Below are 22,273 nucleotides of genomic sequence, written 5' to 3' on the forward strand. Positions count from 1 at the left end.
TGGTTGCTAAAACAAGGGAGGCGTAATGGATGAGACAATTTGACATGCAGGTTATTCCGTTTGAGGCAGTCTATAATTTCCGTGATATGGGTGGATACAAGACAAAGGATGGTCGTTTTGTAAAGGATGGCTTGTTTTACCGCTCGGCAGCTCTTGGTAAGATGACAACGGCAGATAAAGAGCAATTTGAAACGTTAGGGATTAAAACAATTTTTGATTACCGGGACGACCATGAAGCCCAAAGTAATCCGAATCCAATATTTTTGAACACGAAGTATATTCAAATTCCGGCAAAGGGCAACCATGCTTTTGAAATGCCGACAAATGCTGAAAAAACAATGGGTCGCCAGAATTTTTACAAAGTCATTAATCCAGATATGTTCCGAGATTTTTATGCGCAAATGCCGTTTAATAATGCTTCGTTTAAAGCACTTATGGCGACGATTCAACAACCTGAAAACTTAGGCCTTGTCCATCATTGTGCAGTAGGGAAAGACCGTACAGGCATAGGTGGTGCATTGATTTTATTGGCGCTTGATGTACCTGAGGAGACAATCATGCAGGATTATTTAGATACGAATATTCACCTCCGTCCAATGGTAGAGCGTATGACACAAGCTATTCAACATGATTTTAATGATAAAGAATTACAACAATTTCATGCATTAATGTCTGCCAGAGAAGATTATTTACAGGCAGCTTTTAATGAAATGGATGTACGTTATGGCTCAAAGGCAACATTTTTAGAGCAAGAATTTGCCCTGACAAAAGAGAAACGTGAGCAGTTACAAGCATATTGCTTAAGTTAGTCCTATTCCTTCCCTCAAATATGTGGGAAGGGATATTTTTTTGCGAGAAATATGATAAGATACAGTGTGTTTTCACTCAAAGAAGGAAGAAGTGACGTAAGTTGACTGATGCAGTCATAAAGAAAAAAGGGGACGGACAGTTAAGTTTATTTCACTTAACATGGCCGATCTTCTTAGAAGTTTTTTTATTTATGTTAATGGGACTAGCAGATACGTTCATGCTCAGTGCATTATCAGATGATGCCGTATCGGGTGTCGGCGCAGCCAATCAATATATTCATATTGCAATTTTAATTCTTGAAGTGGTTGGTAATGGTGCTGCGATTGTGGTGTCGCAGTATTTAGGCTCAAGGCGTTATTTTGAGGCGGCGCGGATTTCCGCATTGGCTGTCACAATGAATTTAGCAGTTGGGTTGATTATGAGCATGGTGTTCTTCTTTGGTTCAAGTCATGTAATGACGATGATGAATTTAAAAGGTGAAGTGCTTGTACATGCGCAAAGCTATTTAGTGATTATCGGTAGTTTCATATTTTTGCAGGCAATCATTAATGCGCTGGCAGCAGTTATTCGTGTACATGGTTGGACGAAGCAGACGATGTACGTGTCACTTGGCATGAACATATTACATGTTGTGTTGAACTATGGTTTGATTTTCGGTAACTTAGGTTTACCAGAGCTAGGTGTACAGGGGGCGGCTATTTCTTCTGTAATTAGTAGAGCACTAGCGGTACTCGTGTTCTTTTGGCTACTATATCAGGTCATGGAAGTGCACTTGAAGCTAGAATATTACTTTACGTATTCAAAGGAATATGTACGGAAAATTTTAAATATTGGCCTACCATCAGCATTTGAACAGGTATTGTATCAGTTTTGCCAAATTGTGTTTTTATATTATGCGACTTATTTAGGTGCAGAAGCGCTAGCTGCAAGACAATATGCGATGAATATTTCAATGTTTACATACCTATTTGCCATGGCGATTGGAATGGGAACAGCGATTATAATTGGACGTTTTGTCGGCGCTGGCAAAAAGGAGGAAGCGTATCAGCAACTTTGGTTGAGTGTACGTGCGGCATTTATCTTTACGATTACAATGGTGATTGTTGTGATGATTTTCAGAAAGCCGTTAATGGGTATGTTTACTGATAATCTAGAGGTTATTAAAATTGGTGCTTCTGTATTGGCACTAAGTATTTTACTCGAAACAGGACGTACTATGAATATCGTTGTCATTAATTCCTTACGAGCGTCTGGAGATGCCAGATTCCCTGTGAAGATAGGGTTTCTATCGATGGTATGCATGAGTTTGCCTCTCGGTTATTTCTTTGTCTTCGTGTTAGACTGGGGATTAATCGGCATTTGGCTAGCTATCTCAGCAGATGAATGGGTGCGTGCAATTATCGTATACTTTAGATGGAAAAGCCGGAAATGGGAGCGATATGCACTCGTTCCTTCAACAGAACAAAAGGAGGCAAAATAGTGGGCGCATTATCCAAAAGAGCTGCAGGGGCGGCATTGATGAACGAAAATATTACGTTATTTGCCTGCCCGATTTGTACATCGAAAATGCAAGTACGTGAACAAGGTAGCCTTGTTTGTACGGCAAATCATTCTTTTGACGTTGCCAAGCAAGGCTACGTGAATATGATGACGCATGCAGCTTCTTCAAAATATAGTAAGGAATTATTCGAATCAAGAAAGGCCATTATAGATAGTGGATTATATGATTTACTAGAGGGGAAAATTGCAGAGAAAATCGCTGGTGTAAAAACTGTATTGGATACAGGTTGCGGTGAAGGATCTCATTTAGCACGCATTATGGCGCAACTTGAAGGAGCTATTGGAGTTGGCATTGATATTGCTAAAGAAGGGATTTTAGCGGCGGCACGTCATTACAATGAGCAAATTTGGTGTGTTGGTGACTTGGCGAAAAGTCCATATGCAGAAGAGAGCTTTGATGCAATTTTGAATATTTTATCGCCAGCGAATTATGAGGAATTTAAGCGACTATTAACACCAGATGGCTGTGTGGTTAAGGTTGTCCCGCAAAGTGGCTATTTACAAGAGCTTCGCACGCAACTTTATGCGGAATCTGAAAAGGAAACGTATTCTAACGCACAAACAGTTGAACGCTTTAAGGAAAGCTTTGCAGATGTGACAGTGGAGCGTGTCACGTATACTGTGCCACTTGCTGTGGAGCTTTTACCAGCGTTGCTTGAAATGACACCAATGGGCTGGCATAAGACAGAAGGTAAAGAAATAACACTTACAGAAATAACGATTGATTTAGACATTTTGGTGGGTAGAATGTGAGAAGTATTACTGTAATTGCAGTGTAATGGTATTTTCGATTACAATGGTGTTAATCAAAGTATAAGGTAGGAATGCGACAGTGTATAAATTAGCAGCTAACATTGTGAAAGCAATTTTAAAGTTATCTGGTTCAAAAGCTCGTGTATATGAAGAACAAAACTTGCCGAAAGATGGCGGGTTTATTATTGCATGTACACATACCGGCTATGTTGATATTTTAAATTTAGGTATTTCCGTCTATCCGCGTGAAATTCACTTTATGGCAAAAAAACAATTGTTCGATATGAAAAGTCTTGGCTGGTTAATTAATCGTTTGAATGCATTTCCGGTAGACCGGGATAACCCAGGACCAAGTGTTATTAAGATACCTACACAATTGCTGAAGGAAGGGAAAATTGTTGGGATTTTCCCATCTGGTACACGTAACGCAGAAGGAACGGATTTGAAACAAGGGGCCATTACGATTGCGCAACTTTCGAAATCGCAAATCGTTCCAGCTGCTTATGTCGGTGCAAGTTCAGTTGGTGATGTTCTAAAGCGTAACAAAGGGTATTTGATTTACGGCGAACCGTTTTACGTAACAGGTAAAGGGAAAGAAGGTCGTGAAGAATTTACGCATCATTTGGAAGCTGAACTTTTAAGATTAACCGAAGAATTACATCAGCGTATTGCTGATCAAAAGAAGTAAATAATAACACTCAAAATCAATGTGATTTTGAGTGTTTTATATTCGATCTTTTTTCAGTAGGTGTCACAAACGCTTGCTGAATTACGCGAAGGCGAAAATAATCGTAGGAGGAAAAATAATGATTCGTGTACTTTTTGTTTGTTTGGGAAATATTTGTAGATCACCAATGGCAGAAGCGATAATGCGTGATTTAGTGGAACAAGAACATTTAAGTGACAAAATCGAAATAGATTCAGCTGCGACAAGTACCAACCATATTGGGGAACCACCGCACCGTGGCACGCAAGAAAAACTACGAGAATACGGTATATCAACGACAGGGATGAAAGCGCGTCAATTGAAGAAGGACGATTTTGAACAATACGATTATATAGTGGGTATGGATGAAAGCAATATTCGTAACATCAACACGATACTTGGAAATCCTAATTCATTGAAGATTTTTCGCTTCTTAGATTTAACTAATCTTAAAAAAGATGTACCTGACCCATACTATACAGGTGATTTTCAAGAAACTTATGATTTGGTAGTAGAAGGTTGTCAGGCGTTATTGCAAAAAATTAAACAAGAGTACAAGTTATAATTAAAGGTAGCGAACCATTTAACACCCAATAGTTATAAGGAAAAAAGAGGAAGAGGTCATGCGTATGTATTATTCTTCTTTTTTTTTCGTGTTGAAGTAGTGTATAATACTACAGTATTTAAATACCATTTATTGTTGTCTATCAATTATTATAATAAATTAACTTGAAAGAGAGTGGAAAATCATGGGTCGTAAGTGGAACAATATTAAAGAAAAGAAGGCGTCTAAAGACCAAAGCACGAGCCGTATAAATGCAAAATTCGGTCGTGAAATTTATGTAGCAGCTAAATCAGGCGAACCAGATCCAGAATCAAACCGTGCTCTTAAAGTAGTTCTTGAACGTGCAAAAACATATAGCGTACCAAAGCATATCATTGAAAAAGCAATTGAAAAAGCAAAAGGCGGCGGCGATGAAAACTTCGATGAATTACGTTACGAAGGTTTCGGACCAGCAGGCACAATGCTGATCGTAGATGCATTAACTAACAACGTAAACCGTACTGCATCTGATGTACGCGCAGCCTTCGGTAAAAACAATGGCAACATGGGTGTAAGTGGATCAGTTGCGTACATGTTTGATTCAACAGCAGTTATCGGTTTAGAAGGTAAGACTGCCGATGAAGTTCTTGAAATTTTAATGGAAGCTGATGTAGACGCTCGTGACATTCTTGAAGAAGAAGAGACAGTGATCGTTTATGCAGAACCGGATCAATTATTTGCTGCACAAGAAGCACTTAAAGCTGCAGGTGTAGAAGAATTCAAAGTAGCAGAGCTTTCAATGCTTCCACAAACTGAAGTTACTTTAACAGGTGATGACATTGCAAAGTTTGAAAAATTAATTGATGCATTAGAAGATTTAGATGATGTGCAAAATGTCTACCACAATGCTGATTTTGGAGAATGATTTTTAGAAAAGAGGAATTCCAGTAGCTGATACAGGCTACTGGTTTTTTTATTGAAAAAATAGATAAAGTAACTTGTTTTTAAGTGAAGTAAAGAATTTACGAAGGAATTGTGATTTACCCATTGTGTAAATATTCAAACCATACCATAATATACATATTAGTAGAATTTGTGAATTTAGATAAAAAAGGGGTGTTAAACTATGAAATTTTTACGTTCTATACAGGGGAAACTTATAATCATTTCTATGGCATTATTAATCGTGCCAAGTTTAATTATTGGGATAGTAAGTTATGAAAAAGCAAAAACAGGTATGGAAGATATCGGGGAGCAAGTTCTTTTAAATAGTGTAGAATCTGCTATGCAATTAATTGAAGTTACTAATGAAAGTGTTGAGAGAGGCGACATTACTTTAGAAGATGCACAAGAAAGAGTGCGCGAGGCCTTATTGGGTCCAAAGGATAGTGAGGGGAAACGACCTATTAACTACCCTGGTGATTTGGGTGAGTATGGATATTTATACATATTAGACCACGAGGGAACGTTAACAACGCATCCAACACGTGAAGGTGATAATCTATGGGAGGACCAAGACAGTAGTGGTCAATATTTCATTCGTGAAGTAACTGCTAGAGCACTAGAGGGCGGGGGTTACACGGTATATGAATTTGAATTACCGGGACAAACTGTATTAGCAGATAAAATTATTTATTCGAAATTAGATCCGAATTGGGATTGGATTGTCGTATCGGGAACGTACATGCAAGATTTCAATGAAGGGGCCAACTCATTACTATTTTTAATTAGTCTGACATTATTAGGAGCAATTATAATAGGTACGATTATTGTTATTTTAGTATCAAGACATTTGGCATTACCGGTACTTCGTTTATCCAAACGAGTACGTGAAGTCGCAAAAGGTAATTTAACTGTAGAAATCGAAAATCTACAAAGGTCCGATGAAATTGGCCAACTTAATGAAGGCTTTAACGACATGGTCAATCAGTTAAAAACATTAATTACTGATGTAGAGGAAGCAATTGTCGAAATTCAATCGACGTCTTCTAACTTAACGGCTGTTGCCGAGGAAACAAATGCCTATGGTGATGAAATTGTGAAAGCGATTACGGAAGTTTCTAGAGGAGCGACCCAACAGGCATCAGATGCTGAGGATACAAATCTGACGGTCATTGACTTTGCACAACAAATTGTAATTTTGCATGATAAAAATGAATTGATGCTGGAATCTTCTCGAGTGATGAAGCAATCTAATGAAGAAGGTCTTGTAAACTTAGATCTTTTAAAAGAGAAGTCAGAGCAATCATCTGCTCTTATTAATAATGTGCAAACAGTATTTGATAGTTTGATTGTAAAAGTACGAGAAATTGAAGGAATCGTAGGAACTATTAATGAAATTTCAGACCAAACTAATTTGCTAGCGTTAAATGCATCCATTGAAGCAGCGCGTGCAGGTGAACATGGTAAAGGATTTGCCGTCGTGGCTGAGGAAGTGCGAAAACTTGCCGATCAAACATCGGTGGCGACAGATTTAGTACGTACAACATTACGTGGTATCGAAAGTGAAACGAACTTAGTGACTGGCGAGATGCATAAAACACATGCAATTGTCCAAGAACAAAATAATTCTGTAGCAATTACAGAATTATCATTTAAGGAAATCGAATCGGCAGTAAAGAAAATTATTTCTGCGATTGAGGAAATGACTACGGGTGTAGATTATTTAAACAATTCAAAAGATACGATGATGTACTCGATTGAAAGTATTGCTACGATTAGTGAGAAAAATGCAGCTTCATCAGAAGAAGTAACAGCATCTGTTGACGAGCAGCAGCGCGCAATTCAAATGATCAGCGAATCATCGAATGATTTAACAGATGAACTTCACACATTACAAGAATCCATAAAACGCTTTACTATACGGTAAAAACAAGAATAGGGGGTATCGTATGTCAAGTATGTGATACCTCCTTTTATAAAGTCTACGGATCAAAGCTTACACAAAGGAAACTTCGTGTAAGCTTTTTTCGTTTCTTATTGTAAATACTTGGGGGTGAGTGTATGAGGAAAGGAATGTTGGGTGTTGCAGGTGCAATACTAATAGGAGGAATTACCCTGTATCTTTGGTCTGGTACGCTACTTGAAAGAGGAATGCAACCACAAGCAGACGGCACAAATGCTTATGCCATTGTACTCGGGGCGAAGGTGAATGAAAACGGAGAACCGAGCTTGTCTTTACAATATCGCTTAGAGACGGCTGTAGCTTATTTGGAGCAGTATCCACATGTGAAGGTCATTGTATCGGGTGGTCAAGGCAAAGAAGAGCCAGTGAGTGAGGCAGAACTGATGCAAACATATTTACTGGAGGCAGGGATAGCAGCGGATCGTGTTCTACAAGAAAATGCATCGACCTCAACTTTTGAGAATTTATCGTTCTCGAAGAAGTTACTCCCTGAAGGGGAAACGGGTGTGACGATTATTTCGAGTGATTTCCATTTAACACGTGCACAGTATTTAGCGGGGAAGCTGGATTTAGAGGTAGATGTCGTATCGGCTCGAACACCGAAATCAGTTGAAGAAAAGCTGCGGCTACGCGAAAGAGCCGCGTTGTTAAAAACATATGTAGTGGGATATTAAAAATAGATATTGTTTCTTAATATTGGAGATTCGTCATATAATTAGAAATAAAATGTTATTGGGGGTATTGTCATGACAACGTTTAAAGATTATGAATATAAACGTCCGAATGTAGAGGCGTTGAAAGAGCAGCAACTTACGATAATTGAGCAATTCAAAAATGCACAATCTGTAGAAGGACAAAGTGACCTCATTGAAAAATTTAATACATTAAGTAACGACTATGCGACAATGGCAAACTTAGTATTTATTCGTGCGTCAATAGATACGACCGATGAGTTCTATCAAGCAGAGCGCGATTATTTTGACGAGGTAGGTCCAGAGCTTGAAGAAGTTTCAACAGAATACTATAAAGCTTTAGTTACTTCACCTTACCGCACGCAGCTAGAAGAAAAATGGGGGCAGCAACTATTCGATTTAGCGGCGTATCAAATAAAAGCTTTCTCACCAGAAGTAATCGGTTTAATGCAAAAGGAAAATAAACTAGTATCTGAATACAGTAAACTCGTTGCCTCTGCACAAATTGAATTTAATGGTGAAACGTTAACATTGGCACAGCTTGGCCCTTATTCTGAGTCAACTGATCGTGCGATGCGTAAGGCGGCAATGGAAGCGCGTTTCGGTTTCTTCTCAGAGCATGAGTTGGAGTTTGATCGACTATACGATGAACTTGTAAAGGTACGTCATGAAATCGCTGTGAAGTTAGGTTATAAAAACTATGTAGAGCTAGGCTACATACTCATGAACCGTATTGATTATAACGCAGATATGGTGAAAAAATTCCGTGATCAAGTGCGTGATTTAATCGTACCTGTTGCGACGAAATTATATGAACGCCAAGCAAATCGTATCGGTATCTCAGACTTTAAGTTTTACGATGAGAGTTTAAATTTCTTATCTGGTAATGCAACACCAAAGGGCAATCCTGAGTGGATTGTGGCAAACGGTAAAAAAATGTACGAGGAATTATCACCCGAAACAGGTAAATTCTTCGACTTCATGATTGATAATGATTTGATGGATTTAGTGGCAAAGAAAGGGAAAGAAAGTGGCGGTTATTGTACATTTATCGAAAACTATCATGCGCCGTTTATTTTCTCAAACTTCAACGGTACATCAGGTGATATTGATGTGTTAACACATGAAGCTGGACATGCCTTCCAAGTGTATTCTAGCCGTGATATTGGTATTCCTGAATACTTGTGGCCAACATACGAGTCTTGCGAGATTCACTCTATGAGTATGGAATTTTTCACTTGGCCTTGGATGGAACTATTTTTCAAAGAGGATACTGAGAAGTATAAATTCACACATTTGAGTAGTGGTTTATTATTCCTTCCTTATGGGGTAGCGGTTGATGAGTTCCAACATGTCGTGTATGAAAACCCTGACATGGCACCTGCAGAGCGTAAAGCAGCATGGAAAAAAATAGAGGAGAAATATTTGCCACACCGTGACTATGACGGTAATAGTTATTTAGAGGCTGGCGGTATATGGCAGCGTCAGGCACATATTTATGCGAGTCCATTCTATTACATCGACTATACGTTGGCGCAAATTTGTGCGTTCCAATTTTGGAAACGTTCACGTGAAGAATTTGACGCAGCTTGGAAGGATTACGTGCATTTATGTGGACTGGGTGGCTCGCTGTCGTTCACAAAGCTAGTGAAAGAGGCAGGGTTAATCTCTCCGTTTGATGATGGCTGCGTCGAATCGGTTATTGGTGATATCGAAGACTATTTAAATTCAGTGGATGATAGAAAACTGTAAATAATCGAAAGGTTACGGCTCAGTCGTAACCTTTTTTGTCTAAGATATATTAGGAAACTTGCGAAATGGTTAATATATAAGTAGTATTTTCAGTATATGTAGTAAAGGAAGTGAGTAGGTTGACAAGGAAATTATGGTTTCAAGTTGGGATTGGCGTATTAATTATATTATTAGTCATTAAATATTTTATTGAGATTCATTGGATTTTTTCTCCGTTGGTTATTATTTTTAAAGCTGTTTTTGTGCCACTCTTATTAGGTGGTGTTTTGTATTATATCACAGAGCCATTTCAGCGCATTTTAGAAAAGCATAAGTGGCCTAGGTGGGCAAGTATCCTCGCAATTGTTATAGGGCTTGTAGCGGTTGTGGGGGGCGTTTTATTCATCATTGGTTCTCCGATTGCAACACAAGTAAATGCTTTGGTGAAAAATGCTCCAATGATTGGTCAGAAAATTCAAGAGGCATTGGATTATGTGTTAAGCAATAAAGAAAACTTCCCGCCACAATTAAAAGATTTAATTGAGGATATCACAAATTCGGTGCAAGATATTGCTATTGTGGCAAGTGGTTGGCTTGTGTCATTTTTACAATCCATCGTATCTGTATCAATGTTAATGATTTTAATTCCATTCTTCTTTGTCTTTATGTTAAAGGATCATGAGAAGTTGGCACCTTCGATTTATAAGTATTTTCATGGCGAGCGACGTGAATGGGTAAAGAAGACGTTAAGTGAAATTGACGACGTCCTACGCACCTACATTCAAGGTCAACTATTAATTAGCTTCATCCTGGCAATGATGATGTGTGTTGGTTATTTAATCATTGGTTTAGAGTACACATTGTTGCTAGTGATTTTTGCATTCTTTATGAATATGATTCCGTTTATTGGACCGTGGATTTCCTTTGCTCCCGCTGTAATTATAGCGGTCATTCAAGATCCGATACTTGTCGTGTGGGTATCTGTTATAACACTCCTTTCACAGCAAATTGAGAGTAACTTCATCACACCAAATGTAATGGGGAAATCTCTCGATATACACCCGCTAACTGTTATTACGATTATTTTAGCTGCAGGGAATATTGCTGGTTTTATCGGCATTGTGATTGCTGTACCGTTTTATGCGGTAGTGAAAGTAATCGTGTCGAATATTTATGATGAACGCATGTCTATTAAGAAAACGGCAACAAAGTCCGTATAGGGGTTATGAAAATGGAGCAAGAAATCATTAAGGTGTTTAACGAGAAACACGAATATATGGGAACCTCAACTCGTGCCCAAGCACATGAAAAGGGCTTATGGCATGAGACGTTCCATTGCTGGTTAGCGAATGAGGAGTATATTTATTTTCAAATTCGTAGCTCACAAAAGAGGGATTATCCAGGTCTACTCGATATCACAGCGGCCGGCCATTTACTGGCGACTGAAACAGTTGAGGCGGGTATCCGTGAAGTAAAAGAGGAACTAGGATTAAATATAAATATTGATGAAGTCGTTAGGATGGGCATGACTTCTTGTAGTATCGTATCGGAAAAGATGATCGATAATGAATTTTGCCATGTGTATATAAATCCATTTGAACATAATTGGGATGTATTTGCAGTGCAATATGAGGAAGTGTCGGGTGTTGTAAGAGCAAATCTTAATGAGGCAGAGGCATTCTTTTTAGGGAAAACGGTCACGCTTAATATAGAGGGCTATGAGTTTTTCCCAGATGGTCAAAGAGTCCGACTTGCACGTCCAGTAAGTGCTACACATTTTGTACCGTACCGCGAACAGTATGTTGCAGATGTTATTCATTTTGTGAAAAATGAGATGTATAAATAACAACATAAAAAAACAAACTATTATCAGTAGTACAAGCCAAGGTTAAGGTTTGTACTACTATTTTTTTTATTAGGTTGAAAGTGATTTTAGAGTGCGATTTAGGATGGAAAATAAGTTATACTGTAAGGTAGATTGAAAGAAAAGGAGCATTTAACATGCTAACATTTGAACAAAAACAGGCGATTATTGAATCATTTCCAGGATTAACGAAGAAGGAGATTTCATTAAACCGCGTAAACTATCATTTTGAGAATAGCCTATATGAAAAAACAATTGTAGTTGAAAAGCTACATCCGAATGGTAATGGCTTTGTATTCGTAGGCGATCTATTGCGCTATGAAAAAGAAGCAAATGATAAAGGCTTAGTGAATATTCGTGACTACGATGAAATGCAACTTCGTGAAATAGTAGAGGATGCCATTACGTATTTATCAGAAGAAGTTGTAGTGGAAGAGCCAACTGTTGAAGATTGGCGTAATCGTGAAGGTGATAAATTAGATCTTGTCTGTGAGCAACGTTCTTGGAATGTTTATCATGGTGAGAATTTAGAAGAAACTTTCGGCACATATGATGCAGCAAAGGCGTATTTACTGGAAGAAGGCTTTCGTAAAAAGAACTAAGTAAGACGGGGGAAATACTGAATGAGTGGGAAGAAATTAGTAGGGATCGTTATTGGGGTTGTAATCATTGTATGTTCAATTTCCATAATAACAATTACAAACTTCTATAAAAACAATGAAGAACAGCCGAATATTGGAAATTGGGAAGAAAATAAGTCGAAAAGTTTGAATTTTATTTTGCCGCAAGCTACAATTATCTCGAATTCAAGATAATTAAGAGGTGATGTGGCTATGCAACACGTTTTTCACAAAGGAACAGACGAAACAAAACCAACACTTTTACTGCTACATGGTACAGGTGGAAATGAGCATGATTTAATCGGTCTTGCAAAGAAAATAGATGACACAGCAAATATTTTAAGTGTACGTGGGAATGTGTTAGAAAACGGTATGCCACGATTTTTCCGTCGTTTAGCAGAAGGTGTTTTTGATATGGAAGACTTAATTTTCCGTACGCAGGAGTTAAATGATTTTGTAACGCAGGCAGCCGAGGAACACGGCTTTGATCGTAAGTGTGTCGTTGCTATTGGTTATTCAAACGGGGCAAATATTGCAGCAAGTTTGTTATTCCATTATGAGGATGCATTAGCTGGTGCGATTTTACACCATCCGATGGTTCCTAGACGCGGAATTGAACTACCAACACTTACAAATGTTCCTGTATTTATCTCAGCTGGAACGAATGATCCTATGTGTTCTGCACAGGAATCTGAGGACTTAGACGCGCTTCTATCAGCTGCGGGTGCGGATGTGACAACAGCGTGGTTTAACTACGGGCATCAGCTGACAATGCCGGAAGTAGAAGCGGCAAGAGAATGGTATCAATCTAAATTTTAAACATAAAAAAAACCGAGACCGTCACAAATTGACGGTCTCGGTTTTTTTTATTTTTTCTTCGTGAACGGTAACCACCAGTTCCAATCTCCAAATAGTTTCATTAAGCTTGGTACGAGCATAAGACGAATAATAGTCGCATCAATGGCAACGGCAATTGCAATGCCGACACCAATTTGCTTGACCGGCATCACGTCTGTGAACGCAAAAGCTCCGGTAATGACAATCATAATGAGCGCAGCAGACGTAATAATGCGACTTGTTGATGTTAAGCCGTCGATTGTGGCACGTGTGTTATCCGCACCTTTTTGATATTCCTCTTGAATACGTGAGATTAAAAATACCTCATAATCCATACTTAAGCCGAATACAAGACAGAACACAATCACAGGGATAATGAGTACGAGTGTCCCAGCTTCGAGCCCGAAATGCCCATATTGGAAAATATACACGAGAATTCCGAAAGCAGAAGATAAACCAATAATATTCATGATAATCGCTTTGATTGGAATTAATATTGAACGGAAAGCCAGCATTAAGATAAAGAATGTCGACACAATGATAATGGACACTGCGATTAAGATTTTGCTGGCAATTTCATCGAAAATTTCTTGGTTGAATTTCGCTTGCCCACCGAGAGCAAAATCAACGCCTAAATCTTTGTTCATCCATGTTCTGGCAAATTCTTGTGCTTCTGTTGAAGAACCTGATGTATTCAATGTAATTGGAATAAATAACTGCTCATCCTTTGAAAAAGCTGCAAGAATGGGCTTTAGCTGCTCTGCTACTTGCGGAGTGGCGAGAGAAGCTGTTAAGTCCTCAGGTGATTTAATATCGGCAGCCGAATAAATAGTGGATACTTCGTCTACAAGTGGGTCATCTAGTAGCTGTTGTTGGAGGCCATAAATGAGCTTAAGTGCCTCATCATCCTCCCAACCATCTGGACGTTCCGCGAGCAAATATAAGGTCGATGTTTTACCAAGATCAAATGTTTCATCCAGTTTATCATATGCTGAACGTGCATCGTAATTGGTCGGGAGCGCATCAACCTCTGGAATTGTTAGCTGAATATCCTTAAGTGGAATCATGCCAACCCCAAGTAGTAATAATGCCGCAATGACAATCATTACGGGGTGTTTCATCACAAAGCCAGCAAAACCACGCCAACGATCGGCGCCACCTGGCTTCACACGCAGTATGCGCCACTTATTTAACCGATCACCAAGCAACATCATTGTAGCTGGGAGTAGGGTTAAACCGGCTAGTACTGCCAGTAATACGACGATCGTGCCGCCGAGTGCAATGTTGTGGAAAATCTCCACGTTAATGACAATCATTGCACCTAACCCAATCATTACACAAACAGCAGAAAAAATAATCGAACGACCTGCTGTTTGAATAGCTGTTTGAATAGCCTGTGCAATCGTAGTACGTCCACGCTCTTCACGGTAGCGATTAATGAGCAGAAGCGCAAAATCAATACTTAGCGCAAGTCCGAGCATGGGTACGATATTCAGTACAAAAATCGATAAATTAAACGTACTACTTAGCAATGTCATAATACCAAACGCTGAAACAACGGTGATTACACCAATTAAAATCGGTAATAGCGCTGCCACGACAGTGCCAAAAGCGAGCAGTAACACAACAAGCGCAATAGGAAGCCCAATTGCTTCTGCAGATGCTAGATCTTTTTGGCTTGCCGTATTTATATCCTCAGAAATAACTGGACCACCTGTAAGATGGACTCCATCATCCTCGATTAGTGAACGTATTTCTGAGACGATTTCAGGGAGATTATCGACGTCATTGCCGAAATGGAGCATTGCATACGCGATTCCATCCTTCTGCAAGTCTGGGTCTTCTAATGGTGACTGAATAGACTGAATGGCATCTACTGTCTTTAAAGTTTCTAACGTATTTTGGATTTTCGTAGTTTCCGCAGGATCAAAAACAACGAGAATTGTTTCAGCAGGCAAATCGAATGTTTCTGATAACTCATTAGTTACGTAAGTATGATCTCCTTCCACGAAAAAACCGTCACCTTGCAGTTTACTTGGAAGTTGTATGGCAAAGACAGTCATTGCGATAAAAACAATGACCCAAATAGCGACAATTGCTTTCGCATGTGCTGTGACAAATGCTGAGAAAGCTTTCATATGTAAATGCACTCCTTTTAAACTAAGTCTTTCTTAGTGTAAAGGATGTGGTTCATTTTGTCGTGTGACAATGTAAAGACTCCTGCTCATAGATGAGCAGGAGTCTTTATATTAGAAGAATAGCGATAGTACGAAATAAATGATAGAAGCCATTACAGCAGAGATTGGCATTGTAATGATCCATGTTGTCACGATTTTACGTGCCATGCCCCAGTTAACTCCACGTACACGTTGTGCTGAACCTACACCCATGATAGATGAAGAAATAACATGCGTTGTTGATACTGGTAAGTGAATTAATGTTGCACTGAAAATAACAGAAGCAGAAGCTAAATCAGCTGCAACTCCGTTTACAGGACGGATTTTCATAATCTTACCGCCGACGGTTTTGATGATTTTATAGCCCCCGATAGACGTACCAAGACCCATCGCTGCTGCGGCAGATGCTCGTACCCAGAATGGAATATCATCCCCTGTGTGTAACCCTGCAGCAATTAATGCCATTGTCATAATACCCATCGCTTTTTGTGCATCGTTCGTACCGTGCGTAAATGATTGGATAGCAGCCGTTAAAATTTGTACCTTACGGAAGCCTTTGTTCGTACGGTAAAGGTTTAAATCTTTGAACCAAATTTTAAACAGTGACATCATGAGAAAACCCGCACAAATTGCAAGTATTGGTGAAATTATTAAGGCCAAAATAATTTTTGTGAAGCCATCGTAGTTTAAAACGGCAAAGCCTGATGAAGCAATTGCTGCTCCGGCAATAGAACCGATTAAAGTATGAGAAGAACTCGATGGGATACCGAAATACCAAGTTAACAGATTCCATATGATTGCTGAGATTAACGCAGCTAAAATCACGACAGAACCAGTTGTATCTCCTTCAAAGGTATTTAATGAAAATGGATCTACAATGTCTTTTGTTAATGCTTTTGCTACACCTACAAATGTAATAGCTCCGACGAAGTTCATCGTAGCTGCCATTAAAATAGCAACACGTGGAGGCAATGCTCTAGTTGAAACCGACGTTGCGATAGCATTTGCAGTATCATGGAATCCATTGATAAAGTCAAATGTTAGGGCAAAGATGACTACCAATACGGTTAGGATAATAATTGTGTTCATTGTAAATGTACATCTCCTAATTAAGCGTTACGCATGATAATTGTTTCCATTGTGTTTGCAACGTTTTGACAATAATCAGCAATATCTTCTAGTTGTTCATAAATATCTTTGAACTTAATAATTCGGATTGGATCTTTTTCGTTTAGGAATAGTTGCTTGATAGACGTACGTTGCACCTCGTCACATTCGCGTTCATAGTCTTTAATTAAAATTGCGTGTGGACGCATTCCAATGAGGTTCTTTTTCTTTAACTCTTCTGTTGCCTTTACAATTTCATCTGCACTTTTTGAAATATAGCCTAAGAAAATACGCATTGACTCATCAACTTCTGTTAATGAAAACATTTCGAAGTGGGCGATACAATGTTCAGTACCATCTAAGACATCATCCATACGAATCGCTAGTTCTAAAATATCCTCGCGTTCGATAGGTGTCATAAACGATTTGTTTAGCATCACGATTAGTTCATGAATCAGTTTGTCACCTGCTGTTTCGTAGTTTTTCATCGTAATACTAATCTCTTTCAAGTCAGCGACACTTTGGATACGAAAATCATTTGCATAATGTACGGCCTCTCTCATATTTTCAGCAATTTTATGCAGTGCTACGAAGAAAGGGTCTTGTTTTTTTGAGCTAAGCATGCGAATCGAATCCTCCTGGATATATATGAATTAAATTAATTTATCTTTAAACTTTATTATCATAACAAACTCTTAAGGATTTCTATATAAATTTTATCTGCCGAACATAAATCTTTACATTCCTGTAACATAAAATCACTTGAAATTGTAAATTTTGTTGGTTATTTCATGAAAATAAATACTGAAGAGTACCTAATTGCTAATGTCATTGGGTAAAGAAGAGAGAAGATTTAGGAAATGTTCCCCAGATAAATGTGTCTCTTTCATGATTTCTTAAGAATATCTTCACTTTTATCCTCCAATATTATTAAGAATTTTTTTCTACAATGGGGTAAGTAATAGAAAGGGGCGTCAATAAACTAATGATTCAAGTCGATAATTTACAACATACATTTTTAATAGGTAAAAAAGGTAAGGAAAAACGTGTGCCTGTATTAAAGGGAGTTAATTTTGAGGTGAAACGAGGAGAAATTGTCGCGATTGTCGGCAAAAGTGGCTCAGGGAAGTCAACGCTACTCCAAATTTTGGCCGGTTTTATGAAGCCAGAACAAGGTTCCATCAAAATAAATAAACAAGAAACAGCTAAACTTAATGAAACGGAAAGTGCTGCATTTCGTCTGCGACAATTCGGTTTCATCTTTCAGAATTTCCAACTCATGCCGGGCTTAACTGCTTTTGAAAACATCGAATTACCGCTAAAACTACAAGGTATTAGTAAAGCTATACGTAAAGAAAAAGTGAAAAAACTAATGGATAAAGTAGGTTTAACAGCTGTAGCAGATCATTATCCAAACGAATTATCCGGAGGACAGCAACAACGAGTGAGTATTGCGAGAGCGTTAATCACAAATCCACCTATTTTGCTAGCTGATGAGCCGACAGGAAGTCTCGATTCTGAAACAGAGCAAGATATTTTAATGCTAATTCAAAGTTTAAATCGTGAGCTTGGCTTAACATTTGTCATTATTACACACGACGATGAGGTTGCAACTATTGCACACCGACGTTTCCGTATGTATGACGGTGATCTAGTAAAGGAGGAAGCTTAAGATGTTATTTAAAGATCAACTAGATTTTGTTGCACAGCATATTAAGAAAAATAAGATGCGTGTATTTATGACAGTACTCGCAGCGACAATGGGTTGCGCATTTTTGATTGTTCTTGCCTCAGTAGGATTTGGCTTACAAGATTCGATTCGCAACGATATACTTTCAAATGAAACAGTAACAAAAATTCAAGTATTTGGTGAATCAACGTTTACTGATGAGCAAGTAGATGAAATTAAAAAGATGGAGCATGTGGAAACCGTACTTGAAACGATTTCTGTGAATGCAGCTGCACAATCTTATTTTGAAGACAGAGAGACATCTTCGGAATTATTTGTAACGAATATGCAAGATTTTGAACAAGTTACGGGTAAGTTATTTGAAGGAAAGTATCCGACACAACCTACTGAAATAATCGTTGGCTATCACTTTGCACAAACATTGCTAAATGAAGCTGACCGTAATGCCATTGAAGAGAAAAATAAAAAGGCTGAGGCAGAAGGTACGTATTATGATGGGAATGAGGAAGGGTATAAGAAATCCTTAGTTGGTAAAGAGATTGAATTATCTTTAATGCCGTACACATCAAATGAAACAGAGTCCAAAAAAATGACGTATACAATTGTTGGTGTGACAAAGGAACCGTCGTATGATTGGATGATCGATAACAAGGTTTATATGAGTGTTGAGCAGAAGGATGCATTAGCATCGAACTTTGCAGCGATAAATGATGAAAGTATGGAAGACCAGCTTTTTTATTCGGAGTTTAACATTTTTGCAGACAGTATGGAAAATGTAAAACCAATTTTAGAGAAGTTGAAGGATAAAGGGTATAGTGTTTATTCGGTCACAGAGCAATTAGAGCAAATGGATGTATTTTTCTTAGTCTTGAAAATTGGTTTAATTTTTGTTGGTACAATTGCAGTTTTAATTGCATCGATTGGTATTTTTAACACGATGACCATGGCTGTTACAGAGCGCACACGTGAAATTGGAGTATTAAAAGCAATAGGTGCTAGCCCTAAGCTGATTCAGCGCTTATTTTTAATGGAAAGTACGTTTATTGGTATTTTAGGAACTGTTATTGCTGTAGCTATTTCGTATGCGATTAGTTTTACGGCGAATGCATTACTACCAGTTGTTTTAAAAGCAGCAACAGGAGAAGATGCTTTTGTTGCTACGGACATTACATTCTCGTTTATTCCGTGGCAACTAGTTGTCATTGCATCAGCGATTAGTATTGGTGTAGCAATGATTTCAGGTTATCGACCAGCGCGTAAAGCTACGAAAATAGATGTTATTCAAGCGTTAAGACAAGAATTGTAACGTTGTTCAATCAACGTTCAACTATAGAACGAAAAAGCCGAGGCTCATAGGATGCCTCGGCTTTTCATATTTTATAGATAAGCCTTCAATTCATTTGCTAAAAAAGGTTTTGCATTCAATAGCGTTATGAAAGCATCGTATTTGGCACGTTGTTCAATACTCGGCTTTTTACCTGTATGATATGCACGAATTAAAATGTTCTTTGGTGTATTTTCCATGTCGATAAATTCAAGTAGCTGAGCTTCATAACCGACGAGTGATAATATTTCTGCACGAATGGAATCTGTTGCAAGGGCCGCAAAGCGTTCACGTACGAGGCCGTGCTGAAGCATGATATCCAACGACGGCGTATTAAGTTGACGATTGAGTTCATGCTGACAGCAAGGAACACTTAAAATAACACGAGCGCCCCATTTTACTGCACGTGCTAACGCCATGTCGGTTGCTACGTCACATGCATGTAAAGTGACGACCATATCCACGGCAGATTCATCGTTGTAATCATTAATATCGCCAACTAAAAACTCAAGCTGATCATAGCCTAAATCCTCTGCGATACGAGAACAATCTTCAATTACTTCCTTTTTTAAATCTAAACCCGTAACACGAATATCTAAGCCCTTTTCTACTTTTAAATAATGATATAGGGCAAATGTTAAATACGATTTACCTGAACCAAAGTCTAAAATACGCACTTGGCGGTCTTTTGGTAAATAGGCAAGTGCATCGTCAATAAATTCGATGAAGCGGTTAATTTGCTTAAACTTATCATATTTTTGTTTTTTTACTTTACCATCCTCAGTTTGTACCCCGAGGCGAATTAAAAATGGATAAGGTGTCGCATCATCGAGTAAATAGTTTTTCTTTCTATTATGCGATAAGTTAATTTGTTTTGGAGCTGCCGTTTTGTCAGATTTCCATAATACTTTATTTTTCTTTGATAATTGAACTTGTACTTTTTCTTCTACAAAGTCGATATGTACTTGACGGAAGTCTTCAAAAAAAACTTCGAGCTTCTCTGGGAACTCCATTAATAGCACATTCTCATGTTTTAGTATGCGTTCATATTGGTATTCAATTTGGATATGGTAAGCGTCTTTTAGCATAAGTGGTTTTAATTTAATGCGTTTTACTTCATTCGATTTCATACGGGGCTGGCTAATTGTAGCAGCAACAAGTTGTTTGTTTAAAATCTGCTCTTGTAAACGAGCTTTCATTTCTTCAAATGTCATAGGTTTCGCCTTCTTTATTGAGTTATAGATGGCATTAGTGTAACACAATTCTTTCTATGGTCTACTTTTTTAGATTTCCATGTGAATTTGTGAAAATTCTTGGTAAAATGAATCGTTATTTACGGTATGATTGATGTAATGAGATCTTTAAGAGATTATTATTAAAAAGAATAGGGGGAAGATCATATGTCGGAAAACATGTTTCAATTATTGGCGATTATTATTTATATGGTCGTAATGCTTGGAATAGGTTGGTACTCATTTGTAAAAACTTCAAATTTAACAGACTACATGCTTGGAGGACGTTCATTGGGTCCGGCGGTAACGGCTCTTAGTGCAGGAGCCGCAGATATGTCTGGATGGCTGTTAATGGGTTTGCCGGGAGCAATTTATGCTTCGGGACTTGTTGAAATGTGGATTGCGATTGGGTTAACAGTGGGAGCATATTTGAACTGGTTATTTGTGGCGCCGAGATTACGGGTTTACACGCAAGTTTCAAATGATTCTATTACAATCCCAAGTTATTTAGATAATCGTTTGCGTGACAATACGAAGTTAATAAGAATTGCTTCTGGCATCATTATTTTAGTTTTCTTCACGTTTTACGTATCTTCAGGTATGGTAGCAGGTGGAAAGTTTTTTGATAGCTCATTCGGCTATGACTATCATACAGGGTTGCTAATCGTATCAGGTGTTGTCGTAGCTTATACGTTATTTGGAGGTTTTTTAGCAGTAAGTTATACTGACTTTATCCAAGGTTTAATTATGTTTTTGGCGCTTGTGACAGTACCAATAGTCGGTCTGTTTTTAACAGGTGGCATTGGCGATACAGTTGCATCCATCAAGGCTGTAAATCCTGAGCATTTTAGCTTGTTACCAGCTTCAGCAACTGCAGCTGCAGTTATTTCGTCTGTTGCATGGGGGTTAGGTTATTTCGGACAGCCACATATTATCGTGCGTTTTATGGCGATTAGCTCTGTCAAAGAAACGAAGCAAGCACGTCGTATCGGTATTGGTTGGATGATATTAAGTCTTGTTGGTGCTATGGGGACAGCGTTAGTCGGTGTGGCATATTACCAACAAAATGGCGGTGAAATAAAGGACGCAGAAACAGTTTTCATTGTGTTAGGTCAAATTTTATTCCATCCATTTATAGCGGGCATTATGTTAGCGGCTATTTTAGCTGCAATTATGAGTACGATTGCTTCACAGTTAATCGTAACATCCTCAGCACTGGTAGAAGATATTTACAAGGCGCTATTCAATAAAACAGCCGATGATAAGCACTATGTTTTTGTTGGTCGTATGGCGGTATTACTGGTGTCAATTATTGCAGGGATTTTAGCTTGGAATCCAGGAAGCTCTATTTTAAGCTTAGTAGGATTTGCATGGGCAGGATTCGGTGCAGCATTTGGACCAATTATTTTATTATCATTATATTGGAAGAAACTAACTAATTACGGAGCCCTTCTAGGAATGGTGACAGGAGCGGCAACTGCGTTTGTTTGGGGAAAAGTTCCAACACTCGCAGATACGTTATATGAAATTGTGCCAGGCTTCTTAGTGTGTTTAATCGTCGCTATCTTTGTAAGTATGATGACATACAAGCAAAATGACGAAATCGAAGAGGAATTTAATCGTACATTAGCATTATTAGAAAAAGAAAAATAACATTAAAAGCCCATGATACTTTGTCATGGGCTTTATTCATAGCATAGTAATCGCTGAATTGGGAAAAT

Annotated in this window: 21 protein-coding genes; 17 read left to right on the plus strand and 4 right to left on the minus strand. The window is 38.3% G+C overall.

The genetic code is table 11. The features are described from left to right. The first annotated feature begins 29 nt into the window (after positions 1-29). The 14 genes from AEA09_RS15670 to AEA09_RS15735 all read left to right on the plus strand — a co-directional run bounded on the left by AEA09_RS15670 (position 30) and on the right by AEA09_RS15735 (position 13,004). Positions 30-809 carry a tyrosine-protein phosphatase gene (locus tag AEA09_RS15670; RefSeq protein ID WP_053584898.1) on the plus strand — a complete coding sequence of 260 codons (780 nt, stop codon included), beginning with the start codon at positions 30-32 and terminating at the stop codon, positions 807-809. Positions 810-910: 101 nt separating this feature from the next. Beyond that, entirely contained in the window at positions 911-2,290 is a 1,380-nt protein-coding gene (locus AEA09_RS15675; RefSeq protein WP_245622886.1) for an MATE family efflux transporter, read from the plus strand. Beyond that, positions 2,290-3,123, plus strand: a complete 834-nt coding sequence (locus AEA09_RS15680; protein WP_053584899.1) for a putative RNA methyltransferase — start codon at positions 2,290-2,292, stop codon at positions 3,121-3,123. The genes AEA09_RS15675 and AEA09_RS15680 overlap by 1 nt, the downstream gene beginning before the upstream one ends. Positions 3,124-3,202: 79 nt before the next feature. Further along, entirely contained in the window at positions 3,203-3,811 is a 609-nt protein-coding gene (locus tag AEA09_RS15685; RefSeq protein WP_053584900.1) for a lysophospholipid acyltransferase family protein, read from the plus strand. A 118-nt stretch (positions 3,812-3,929) separates the two neighbouring features. Then, the gene (locus tag AEA09_RS15690; protein ID WP_053584901.1) at positions 3,930-4,394 is read left to right on the plus strand and encodes a low molecular weight protein-tyrosine-phosphatase; all 465 of its coding nucleotides are present in this window, start codon (positions 3,930-3,932) and stop codon (positions 4,392-4,394) included. A 184-nt stretch (positions 4,395-4,578) separates the two neighbouring features. After that, positions 4,579-5,298: a YebC/PmpR family DNA-binding transcriptional regulator gene (locus AEA09_RS15695; RefSeq protein WP_053584902.1), complete on the plus strand. Its 720-nt coding sequence runs from the start codon at positions 4,579-4,581 to the stop codon at positions 5,296-5,298. A gap of 201 nt (positions 5,299-5,499) precedes the next feature. Beyond that, a complete protein-coding gene (locus tag AEA09_RS15700; RefSeq protein ID WP_053584903.1) occupies positions 5,500-7,242 on the plus strand; it encodes a methyl-accepting chemotaxis protein in 1,743 nt (580 codons plus the stop codon). A gap of 134 nt (positions 7,243-7,376) precedes the next feature. Then, positions 7,377-7,952, plus strand: a complete 576-nt coding sequence (locus tag AEA09_RS15705; RefSeq protein WP_053584904.1) for a YdcF family protein — start codon at positions 7,377-7,379, stop codon at positions 7,950-7,952. 72 nt (positions 7,953-8,024) lie between these two features. Next, positions 8,025-9,722 (plus strand): M3 family oligoendopeptidase, encoded by a 1,698-nt coding sequence (locus AEA09_RS15710; protein WP_053584905.1) that lies wholly within the window; start codon positions 8,025-8,027, stop codon positions 9,720-9,722. A 119-nt stretch (positions 9,723-9,841) separates the two neighbouring features. Beyond that, positions 9,842-10,921, plus strand: a complete 1,080-nt coding sequence (locus tag AEA09_RS15715; protein WP_053584906.1) for an AI-2E family transporter — start codon at positions 9,842-9,844, stop codon at positions 10,919-10,921. 11 nt (positions 10,922-10,932) lie between these two features. Further along, positions 10,933-11,547, plus strand: coding sequence for an NUDIX hydrolase (locus tag AEA09_RS15720; RefSeq protein ID WP_053584907.1), 615 nt, complete (start codon positions 10,933-10,935; stop codon positions 11,545-11,547). Between the two features lie 155 nt (positions 11,548-11,702). After that, positions 11,703-12,167 (plus strand): hypothetical protein, encoded by a 465-nt coding sequence (locus AEA09_RS15725; protein WP_053584908.1) that lies wholly within the window; start codon positions 11,703-11,705, stop codon positions 12,165-12,167. Between the two features lie 21 nt (positions 12,168-12,188). Then, the gene (locus tag AEA09_RS15730; protein ID WP_053584909.1) at positions 12,189-12,380 is read left to right on the plus strand and encodes a hypothetical protein; all 192 of its coding nucleotides are present in this window, start codon (positions 12,189-12,191) and stop codon (positions 12,378-12,380) included. Between the two features lie 18 nt (positions 12,381-12,398). After that, a complete protein-coding gene (locus AEA09_RS15735) occupies positions 12,399-13,004 on the plus strand; it encodes an alpha/beta hydrolase (protein ID WP_053584910.1) in 606 nt (201 codons plus the stop codon). 47 nt (positions 13,005-13,051) lie between these two features. Here AEA09_RS15735 and AEA09_RS15740 read toward each other — a convergent pair whose 3' ends face one another. From AEA09_RS15740 to AEA09_RS15750, 3 genes are all read right to left on the minus strand, one after another. After that, positions 13,052-15,160 (minus strand): MMPL family transporter, encoded by a 2,109-nt coding sequence (locus AEA09_RS15740; RefSeq protein WP_053584911.1) that lies wholly within the window; start codon positions 15,158-15,160, stop codon positions 13,052-13,054. Between the two features lie 111 nt (positions 15,161-15,271). Continuing rightward, entirely contained in the window at positions 15,272-16,288 is a 1,017-nt protein-coding gene (locus tag AEA09_RS15745; protein ID WP_053584912.1) for an inorganic phosphate transporter, read from the minus strand. A 20-nt stretch (positions 16,289-16,308) separates the two neighbouring features. Next, positions 16,309-16,929 carry a DUF47 domain-containing protein gene (locus tag AEA09_RS15750; RefSeq protein WP_053584913.1) on the minus strand — a complete coding sequence of 207 codons (621 nt, stop codon included), beginning with the start codon at positions 16,927-16,929 and terminating at the stop codon, positions 16,309-16,311. Positions 16,930-17,291: 362 nt separating this feature from the next. Here AEA09_RS15750 and AEA09_RS15755 point away from each other — a divergent pair, with 362 nt between their 5' ends. Further along, complete coding sequence (locus tag AEA09_RS15755) at positions 17,292-17,978, plus strand: ABC transporter ATP-binding protein (RefSeq protein ID WP_053584914.1); 687 nt, start codon at positions 17,292-17,294, stop codon at positions 17,976-17,978. Between the two features lies 1 nt (position 17,979). Next, a complete protein-coding gene (locus tag AEA09_RS15760; RefSeq protein WP_053584915.1) occupies positions 17,980-19,302 on the plus strand; it encodes an ABC transporter permease in 1,323 nt (440 codons plus the stop codon). Between the two features lie 71 nt (positions 19,303-19,373). Here AEA09_RS15760 and AEA09_RS15765 read toward each other — a convergent pair whose 3' ends face one another. After that, on the minus strand, positions 19,374-20,534 hold the full coding sequence (locus tag AEA09_RS15765; RefSeq protein WP_053584916.1) for a class I SAM-dependent methyltransferase: 1,161 nt from the start codon (positions 20,532-20,534) through the stop codon (positions 19,374-19,376). Positions 20,535-20,720: 186 nt separating this feature from the next. On the opposite strand from AEA09_RS15765, the gene putP reads away from it, so the two are divergent. Then, the gene (gene putP, locus AEA09_RS15770; RefSeq protein WP_053584917.1) at positions 20,721-22,205 is read left to right on the plus strand and encodes a sodium/proline symporter PutP; all 1,485 of its coding nucleotides are present in this window, start codon (positions 20,721-20,723) and stop codon (positions 22,203-22,205) included. Positions 22,206-22,273 lie beyond the last annotated feature (68 nt).

It is taken from the genome of Lysinibacillus contaminans (genome assembly GCF_001278945.1).
Classification (GTDB): Bacteria; Bacillota; Bacilli; order Bacillales_A; family Planococcaceae; genus Lysinibacillus; species Lysinibacillus contaminans.

Bases quoted from the DNA above. Each gene is read 5' to 3' on its own strand.
- AEA09_RS15750 (WP_053584913.1), bottom strand. From the start codon at position 16,929: ATGCTTAGCTCAAAAAAACAAGACCCTTTCTTCGTAGCACTGCATAAA.
- AEA09_RS15695 (WP_053584902.1), top strand. From the start codon at position 4,579: ATGGGTCGTAAGTGGAACAATATTAAAGAAAAGAAGGCGTCTAAAGAC.
- AEA09_RS15700 (WP_053584903.1), top strand. From the start codon at position 5,500: ATGAAATTTTTACGTTCTATACAGGGGAAACTTATAATCATTTCTATG.
- AEA09_RS15730 (WP_053584909.1), top strand. From the start codon at position 12,189: ATGAGTGGGAAGAAATTAGTAGGGATCGTTATTGGGGTTGTAATCATT.
- AEA09_RS15755 (WP_053584914.1), top strand. From the start codon at position 17,292: ATGATTCAAGTCGATAATTTACAACATACATTTTTAATAGGTAAAAAA.
- AEA09_RS15765 (WP_053584916.1), bottom strand. From the start codon at position 20,534: ATGACATTTGAAGAAATGAAAGCTCGTTTACAAGAGCAGATTTTAAAC.
- AEA09_RS15745 (WP_053584912.1), bottom strand. From the start codon at position 16,288: ATGAACACAATTATTATCCTAACCGTATTGGTAGTCATCTTTGCCCTA.
- AEA09_RS15720 (WP_053584907.1), top strand. From the start codon at position 10,933: ATGGAGCAAGAAATCATTAAGGTGTTTAACGAGAAACACGAATATATG.
- AEA09_RS15690 (WP_053584901.1), top strand. From the start codon at position 3,930: ATGATTCGTGTACTTTTTGTTTGTTTGGGAAATATTTGTAGATCACCA.
- AEA09_RS15740 (WP_053584911.1), bottom strand. From the start codon at position 15,160: ATGAAAGCTTTCTCAGCATTTGTCACAGCACATGCGAAAGCAATTGTC.
- AEA09_RS15735 (WP_053584910.1), top strand. From the start codon at position 12,399: ATGCAACACGTTTTTCACAAAGGAACAGACGAAACAAAACCAACACTT.
- AEA09_RS15705 (WP_053584904.1), top strand. From the start codon at position 7,377: ATGAGGAAAGGAATGTTGGGTGTTGCAGGTGCAATACTAATAGGAGGA.
- AEA09_RS15710 (WP_053584905.1), top strand. From the start codon at position 8,025: ATGACAACGTTTAAAGATTATGAATATAAACGTCCGAATGTAGAGGCG.
- putP (WP_053584917.1), top strand. From the start codon at position 20,721: ATGTCGGAAAACATGTTTCAATTATTGGCGATTATTATTTATATGGTC.
- AEA09_RS15670 (WP_053584898.1), top strand. From the start codon at position 30: ATGAGACAATTTGACATGCAGGTTATTCCGTTTGAGGCAGTCTATAAT.
- AEA09_RS15725 (WP_053584908.1), top strand. From the start codon at position 11,703: ATGCTAACATTTGAACAAAAACAGGCGATTATTGAATCATTTCCAGGA.
- AEA09_RS15760 (WP_053584915.1), top strand. From the start codon at position 17,980: ATGTTATTTAAAGATCAACTAGATTTTGTTGCACAGCATATTAAGAAA.